The organism is Rhodoferax sp. ZS1R25 (genome assembly GCF_056521335.1).
In genome coordinates this window covers 747,669-755,168 of the sequence record NZ_JBWMAZ010000001.1, presented here as the reverse complement: position 1 = coordinate 755,168, position 7,500 = coordinate 747,669, and the positions used below count along the sequence as shown (strand labels likewise).

Here is a 7,500-nt window from a genome sequence, read left to right as displayed (position 1 = left end):
CAACGCGCTGGCCACCGGCGCCACGGCTACCGATACTTTCACATACACCGTCAGCGATGCTCAGGGCGCCACCGACAAGGCCGAGCTCGTCATCACCGTCACCGGTACCAACGATGTGCCGACAGCTACAAGCGGCGCAGTCCTCGGAACGGAAGACACAGCGATTGCTTTGTCGTGGGCAAATTTCGGCATCAGCGACATCGACTCACCTGCAAGCGCCATGGGCGTGAAGATCATCACGCTCCCCTCAGACGGCACCTTGCAGTACTCAGCGAACGGCGTGACATGGACCAACGTTACAGCGAACCAGGTCATCACCAAAGCCGACGTCGATGCGGGGCACTTGCGCTTTACACCAGACCTCAACGAGTCCGGCAGCAGTGATTACGCATCGTCTGGCACGGGCAACATGAAGAGCGACTACGCCAGCTTCACTTACCAAGGCACTGACGGCAGCTTGTCCAGCACGACAGCCACGTTGACGGTTGACATCAAGCCAGTGGCCGACGACCCCATCCTCAGAATTGGTGGCGCTTCAGTGATCGACGGTGCGACTACGGTTGTGACCCAGCCCGCCGGTGATGGATTGACGGTGCGCACCTACACTGCGATCCCCAACATCGATACGACCACGGTAGACACTGTGCTGGAGGTAGAGCAATTGCTCACGTTGCTGAACGCTGACACGCCCGCAACAACATCGATCTCCACGGCACCGCAAAACTACACAGCCAACACCAACAGCGATCCGTCCGGAATTCCGACTGACGGAGCCTACCGAATGACCGGGGTGATCTACCTGGAGGCGGGCCACACCTATACCTTCAGCTCTTACATGGACGACACCGCCCTGCTGGCACTCGGGGGGACCATTGTTCTGGAGAAGCAGTACAACAGCTGGGGCAATATCACCGGAACCACGTACTCAGCCACAGTCAGCGGTTACTACACCCTCGACTGGGCCGTCTACAACGGCAATGGGATTGGCGCCATCAAACCGTATTTGAGTGTCGATGGTGGCACGGCGCAGGACCTGACCAGCAGCAACTTCAAAATTTACAGCTCTATCGCTGCCGTCGAGAATGCCGGCGGGATTCATGATGCGGTGGTCGGCACAACGACAGCTGGGTACTACCCTATCAGCAACAGCGGCGTAGAAGACACAGCGATCAAGCTTTCCCCGATCACGATTGCTCTTGCAGATACAGATGGATCTGAAGCACTGATCTCACTTTTCGCGAAGAATTTGCTGGTTGGAACGGTTCTGTCCGATGGAACCAATAGCTTTACCGCAACGACAGGCACGACCTCCATCAACATCACCAGTTGGTCGCTGAGCACATTGACCATCAAACCACCGACCAATTTCAGTGGCACCTATGGTCTGACACTGGAACTGAGCAGCAAGGAGAACGCCACCAACGAACTGGCCACGACCACGACCACGCTGTCCATCCCGGTAGCAAACGTCAATGATGCCCCTGTAGCGGCAGCCGACACAAACAGCGTGACTGAAGACTCGGGAACCTACACGGTCTCAGGCTCCGTCACCAGCAATGATACGGACGTGGATGGCGACACTTTGACCGTCGCAGCAGTCAGCGGCCAGAGCGCACTCACAGGCGCCAGCGTGGCGGGCTCCTACGGCACTTTTGTGATTAACAGCAACGGTGCGTACACCTACGTACTCACCAGTGACGATGCACGAATTAATGCACTCAACACAGGGCAGACGCTCACGGATTTCATTGCCTACACGGTCACCGACCCGAGCGGCGCCACCAGCACGAGTACGCTAACCGTAACGATCAACGGCCACACGGACTCCTATACCGGCACATCACTGATCACGGGTACCACTGCTGCGGACACACTAACCGGTACGGCATCGGACGATTCCTTCAACGCTCTGGGTGGCAACGACTACGTCGAAGCGGGTGCCGGCAATGATGTTGTCTACGCAGGAGACAGCGGGACTGCCTTGACAAGTGTCGCCAATCTCGCCACGTCGACCTTTATGACCACGGTTGACGGAAGCATGACAACTGCGGGCGGCGTGCTAACTGCTGCCGTTGCCAGCAATACCAACAAAGGTTACGGTGACCTCGTCCATGGTGGTGCGGGCAATGACGCTTTGTTTGGCGAAGCGGGAAGCGATCTGCTTTACGGTGGTGCGGGCAATGACTACTTGAACGGTGGTGCGAGCAATGATGCGCTACGCGGTGGTGCCGGCAATGACCGACTGGAAGGCGGCGCAGGCAGTGACGTGCTCAAGGGTGATACCGGAGCCGACGTTTTCTCCTGGTCACTTAACGACGGAAGCACCACCACCGGTGTCAGCAACGCAGGTGCCGGCAATGCCTACGGAGTAGGGAACAACATCGGCCTCTCCGGCACCACCGATCTGGTGATGGACTTCAGCAAGTCAGAGGGCGATGCGCTCGACCTGCGCGATCTGCTGGTTGGAGAAAACCATCAAGGGCTCGCATCCGGCAACCTGTCGAACTACCTGCATTTTGAGGTTTCCAACGGAAATACCGTTGTACACGTCAGCACCACAGGCGGCTTTACGGGTGGCACCTACAACGCGGCAAATGAAAATCAGACCATCGTGCTGACTGGTGTGAATCTACTGCAGGACAACAGCGGCACAACACTGCTCAATGACAACGCGGTCATACAGGACTTGCTGACCAACAAACGACTGATCGTCGATTGATCGGGGCAGTTCAGTGTGAGGACGGGCTGATTGGCAAGATTCGTACGCCGGGCCCCGTAGCGCCGTCAAAACCGAGCGCCAACAGCACGTCCAGTTCGGCGGAGGAAGTGACGCCCTCCGCAAGCACCAACAAGCCGATGTTGTGGGCAATGCTGCACAAGCCCTTCAAGAAGGCTGCGTTGCCACTATTGGATTCAACGCCCCGCACAAAACTGGAATCCACCTTCAGATAATCCAAGCCAAGATCATGCAGTTGACCAATCTGGCTGAAGTGGTGCCCAAAGTGCTCCAGCCCGGTCCGGCAGCCAGCAACATTCAAAGCACGGCAAAGCACTTTGAAGGCCTCAAGGTGCTTAAGAGCACCACCCTCAGCCATTTCCAACCACAACCGGGGCGCCAACTCTTTGTGTGCCGCAATCAGTGCCATCAGGCGCGGTTGGAAAGTCGCATCCTCCAGCGAACTTGCCGACAAATTGATTGCCAACCCGGGCAAATCCGGGTCCGACTTGAGCTCCTGCAGGCCCAGGGTCACGGCCACGAGGTCTAGTGCCGGCGTCAGTTTGAGGCGTTCCGCCACGGGGAGGAATCGACCAGCAGGCAACCACTCGCCTTTTTCGTCAAACATCAATCGCAACGGACACTCACGGTGTGACAAGGTCCCTTGTGCATTGACCACGGGAAACGAAATCAGCCGTACCCACTGGTGCTCCAGCGCGCGCTTGATCATCGTGGACCACTGATCCACGGTACGCGGCATTTCATCTGCCGCGTCGGCCTGCGCCTCCCGGACGCCGTCCTTCCCTCCCGCCTCGGCGTCTGCCAGCGCCAGATCCACTTGCGACAACAGGCCCCCCACATCCGCACCGGCGGCGAATCGGCCTACGCCAATCCAGGCTGTCGCTGCACCATCCACAAACGGTGCAGCGGCCAATGCCATGTCCTGCAACAGTTGCACGCCCACCGCATACCCCGCTTTTTCTGCGGGCAGCAATACAGCAAAGTCTGCTCCATTAAGCCGGGCCGCTACGCCATTGCTGGATGTGGCAGACACTGCATGGATCGTGCGCCCCATGACTTTCAAAAAATCGTCGGTAGAAGCACGCCCGAGTCGTCGGTTGATACCGGTCAGATCCGCCAAGCGCACCATCACTAAGGTTCCGCCCACTGAGTCCTCTGCATCAATCGACTGGCGCAACCGCGCCATGAAGTGAGACCGGTTGGCAAGCCCCGTCAACGGGTCAAAGTTGGCCTCCTTGCGCACCAGCTCCAGCCGCGAAGCCTCTTCCTCAAACATGGCCTTCAGGCGTCCCACGGTGGCGTTCATGGCCACGGCCAGCTGCTTGAGTTCTGGCACCTTGGGCAGCTCCACGGTCACAAATCGGCGCTGGGTAATGGCTTTGGCCTGCTCAATCACGGTGCGCAGTGGGCCACGAATCCGCCCCAACACCATGGACCCCAACAGCCCACCAACCACCCCTGCCAGCGACAACGCCAACACCATCTCGTAAGCACTCTTCCACAGAGCACCATAGGCAAAGCGGCTGTGGCTGACGAGGGTGACCGTGCCAAACTGCTTCCAACCACTGCTGATTTGCGCCTGACCGGGCGTAGCGGTGATGGGCAGCAGGTGCGCAAACCAGGCAGGGGCGTCCAGGTCTTTCGCGTCGCCCACCCGTTCGACAATCAGCTTGCCGGTGGGATCTGTCACGCGAATCAGTTCATAGTGCCCGCTATCAAACAACGACGCCACCACCAAATCCACGGTCACGGCATCCGGAGTCCCCTGGCTCAGCGACAGGGCCAATGCGGTGGCGTTGTCGGTGTTCTTGATCGAAAGCTGGGAGCCCAGGTAACTGCGGGCACTCAGCATGGAGGCCAGCAAACCACCGCCCAAGGCCAGCAGCATGCTGACCACAATCGCGAGCCATAGTTGACGGTACATCGACATTTCGTTTTCCTCTCGCAAGCAATCTATTCAAAACCTTCGGCTTTCGCACGCCGCAGCAAATCTTCCCAGCGGGACAAACGCCCCGTGCCCCCTGCTGCTGCGGCTTCGCCGCCGCCTATGCCAGCAAACACACCGGCACTGTTGAAACTAAAAACGGGCACCAGATCCGGCCTGCGCGATGCGGGGCGGATATCGGGAATCAGGTTGTCCATGATGAGAGGCTCGGCATCAGGCTGCGCGTAGTAGGCCAGCACCATGTGGGCCTGCGTGGGTGCACCATCCGCGCCACCGGTCTTGGCACGCACATAGATCAGCCGCAGCTTGTCGGGCACCACGCCGGTTTGGAGCAGCGTGAAATACTTGGCAATGGCAAAGTCCTCACAATCTCCCGCGCCGCGCCCCAAGGACTCCATGGGGGTCGCCCAATAATCCGCCTGCCCCCAGACCACCATATCTTCGGCAAACTGCATTTGCTGGTTGAAAAATTGGTTCACGCGTTTGATGCGCTCGGCATCCGCGGTGGCCATATTGTTTTGAATCAGGCCACGCCAGGCAGTGAACTTGGGCACCGGGCCATTGCCCCAGCGCTGCGTCAAGGTGGCCAGAAGACGGTCGAAATCAGCAGCCCCCTGTACAGTCCCCACCACGCCCAGCAGCGCTGCCAACAGCAGCACAGCGGTGGCCCACTTGTGGAGAGAACGCAGTGCAAGCACCATTCCAGTCTGCTTCCGTCGGCAGGCATCACCCGCAGAAAAATCCTGATAACGTGAAATTCATCGCACTTGATCTTTGTTTTTCCAAAGGGCCGCTGCAAGCAAGGTATGCTAAAAATAGATCGCCGGCCGATAATCAGAGGATGGACGCTGGCGTTGAGGTTAGCACAGCGCTCCGCCCCACAAACAAGCCCGGCAAGCTTGAATTCAAAGAAGTTTCTACTATGAATCGACTGACCGCAATCAGCCAAGCGATTGCGCTTGTCGCCCTCTCTTTGGGGGCAAATGCACAAACAGCACCCTCGCCTACCAACTTGAAAGATGCGGTGGAGCGTGCCATCCTGCAAAACCCGGAAGTCAAACTGCGCTTCCACAATTTCGAAGCTTCACAGGAAGAGCGCAAATCCGCCGAAGGCGGCTGGCTGCCCAAGGTTGATCTGGAAGCCGCCACTTCGTCCAACCAGACGCTCAAGCCCTACCTGTCCTCCGCCCAGTCCTACAACGGCAACCGGGCCTCTATCCAGTTGCGCCAAACCCTGTTCGATGGCTTTGCCACATTGAACGATGTGCGCCGCCTGAGCTACGCCCAGCAGTCTGCGTTTTACGAGCTGCAATCGGCCAGCAACCAGACCGGCCTGGAAGTCGCCCGCGCTTACCTGGACGTGATCCGCTACCGTGAACTGGTGGAGATGGCCGCCGACAACCTGATTACCCACCAAGAGGTGCATGGCCGCCTGAACCAGAAAGTGCAAGCTGGTGTGGGCCGCCGCGTGGACCTGGAACAGGCCTCCGGCCGCATGGCGCTGGCCGAGTCCAACTGGCTCACCGAAGTCAGCAACCTGCACGATGTCTCCGCTCGCTACCAGCGCCTGGTCGGTGATACGCCTGCCGACAGCCTGCCGCCCCCGCCCTCCCTGACCAGCAGCATGCCCCAGGGTGTTGAGTTTCTGCGCACTGCCGTGGCCAAAAACCCGGATTTTCTGGCCTCTGTTGCCACGCTGCGGGCCTACCGTGCCGACCTGAACCTGCGTAAGGCGCCCATGTACCCCACGGTGGAATTCCGGGCGCGCCAGAGCTACGAGACCAACCAGAGTGGCGTCATCGGTGACTTCCGCGATTCCACGCTGGAACTGGTACTGAACTACAACCTGTTCCGCGGTGGTTCGGACATCACGCGCATCAAGCAGTACGCGGCCAAGCTCAACTCGGCTTTCGACCTGCGCGACAAGGCCTGCCGCGATGTCTGGCAGACGGGGCAAATTGCCTACAACGACTCGGTGCGCATTGCCTCGCAAATCAAGCTGCTGCAACAGCACGAGCTGTCTACCTCCAAGGCCCGCGTGGCCTACCAGCAGCAGTTCGACATTGGCCAACGCTCGCTGCTGGACCTGCTGGACACGGAGAACGAGTACTACCAGGCCCGCCGCGCCCTGGCCAATGCCGAGTACGACCTGCAACTGGCCCATGCCCGCGTGCTGGCCTCATCGGGCTCGCTACTGGAAGCACTGAAGTTGCAAACCTTGTCCAGCACCCTGCCCGACGTAAAGGGCGGCAAGGAAAACGATGACGAGCTGATGGAGTGCAGCAGCCATACCCTGCCCTCGATTGAGAAGACGCCGGTGCCGGTCGCCGTGGCCAAACTGCCCCCGGTGGAGCCAGCCCCCCTGCCCGTGGTGCCCGCACCGGTCAAAACCCCGGCGCCCGATCCGGTGGCACAGGCCTGTGCGCAGGTTCCGCAGTCGGTGCAAACCTGGCTGACCGCCTGGAACACCAAGGATGCCACCAGCTACCTGGGCCATTACGCCGAGAACTTCACGCCCGCCATGGGCCTGAGCCGCAGCGCTTGGGAGACCCTGCGCAAGAAGCGCATTGGCAAACAGGGCGACATCCAGACCACGGTGAGCAATATCAAGCCACTAACCTGCGATGCCAAGAGCGCCGAAGTGTCGTTCAAGCAGGAGTACGGCTCGGTGGATTACCGCGACAGCGTGGAAAAAACCCTGTCCCTGGTCCGCGCTGGCGACAGCTGGAAGATCGTGCGGGAGACCGTGACCAAGGGCCGCACGTTCTGACGTCCGGCAGGGCTCTGCCCATGAAAAAAGCGACCCGCGGGTCGCTTT

Annotated in this window: 4 protein-coding genes; 2 read left to right on the top strand and 2 right to left on the bottom strand. The window is 59.5% G+C overall.

What is annotated here, in order from left to right; all coding sequences use genetic code 11:
• Positions 1-2,719, top strand: a 2,719-nt coding sequence (locus tag AC097R_RS03490) for a beta strand repeat-containing protein (protein ID WP_479596206.1), incomplete at its 5' end; no start/stop codon positions are given.
• A 10-nt stretch (positions 2,720-2,729) separates the two neighbouring features.
• Here AC097R_RS03490 and AC097R_RS03485 read toward each other — a convergent pair.
• Both AC097R_RS03485 and AC097R_RS03480 read right to left on the bottom strand, forming a co-directional pair.
• A complete protein-coding gene (locus AC097R_RS03485) occupies positions 2,730-4,667 on the bottom strand; it encodes a bifunctional diguanylate cyclase/phosphodiesterase (protein ID WP_479596205.1) in 1,938 nt (645 codons plus the stop codon).
• Positions 4,668-4,690: 23 nt separating this feature from the next.
• Positions 4,691-5,383, bottom strand: a complete 693-nt coding sequence (locus tag AC097R_RS03480; RefSeq protein WP_479596204.1) for a transglutaminase-like cysteine peptidase — start codon at positions 5,381-5,383, stop codon at positions 4,691-4,693.
• 221 nt (positions 5,384-5,604) lie between these two features.
• Here AC097R_RS03480 and AC097R_RS03475 point away from each other — a divergent pair, with 221 nt between their 5' ends.
• Positions 5,605-7,452, top strand: a complete 1,848-nt coding sequence (locus AC097R_RS03475; protein WP_479596203.1) for a TolC family outer membrane protein — start codon at positions 5,605-5,607, stop codon at positions 7,450-7,452.
• Positions 7,453-7,500 lie beyond the last annotated feature (48 nt).